This is a genomic window from Ralstonia sp. AU12-08 (assembly GCF_000442475.1).
Lineage (GTDB): Bacteria > Pseudomonadota > Gammaproteobacteria > Burkholderiales > Burkholderiaceae > Ralstonia > Ralstonia insidiosa.
Genome location: NZ_ASZV01000028.1, coordinates 1 through 654, shown reverse-complemented (window position 1 = coordinate 654; position 654 = coordinate 1). Strand labels below are relative to the sequence as shown.

Below are 654 nucleotides of genomic sequence, written 5' to 3'. Positions count from 1 at the left end.
GCGCGGACGGCCGGGACGGCTCCAGGCGCCGCCACCGCGCGCGCCGATCAGCCGCCAGCCGGCGGCGCGCAGGCTGGCGCCACCTTCGTCGGGCATGGTGTAGGTGAGCAGGCGTATGTAGCCCAGCGCCCTTGCCGCCTGCCAGGCCGCGCCGTAGAGCTTGCTGCAGGCGCTGGGTGTGCCGTCGGTGCACAGCCGCGTGACTTCCAGCGTCCAGGTGCCGCGCGACCGGGCGGCCGACAATGGCCACGCCGTGGATCAGGTCGCTGTCGCTCAGCGTGACGGCCAGGGCGAACTTCGCGCCCTGGACCGGGCGGTGGTGGCGATGGTGCGACAGAACGAATGCATTGGCCGTGCGCAGCGACACCGGTAGGAGGTGCAGCCTCGGCGAGGTCGATGGCGTGTTCATGCGGTTGTCTCCGGTGGCATGCCGGCGTTGTGGCCGGCGGGGCGTGCCTCGGCGGCTGGAGACAAACGCGCACGCGCGGCGATGGCGGCGGTGCGAACAAAAGAAGGCCCCCGATGCGGGGGCTGCGAGGCGGTTGCCGCGTCAGGCGGGAGGCACCACTGCTAAGGACAGGTGCGTGGCGGTGGCGGAAAGCACGAGATCGTCCGCCGAGTGCTGGAGGCGCGTGAACAGGCCGTCCTCGGTCG

At 72.2% G+C, this 654-nt stretch carries 1 pseudogene; it reads right to left on the bottom strand.

Annotated features, from left to right (window positions below):
• Positions 1–409 (bottom strand): annotated as a pseudogene (locus C404_RS60465) (XF1762 family protein); the annotation flags it as partial.
• Between the last annotated feature and the right edge of the window lie 245 nt (positions 410–654).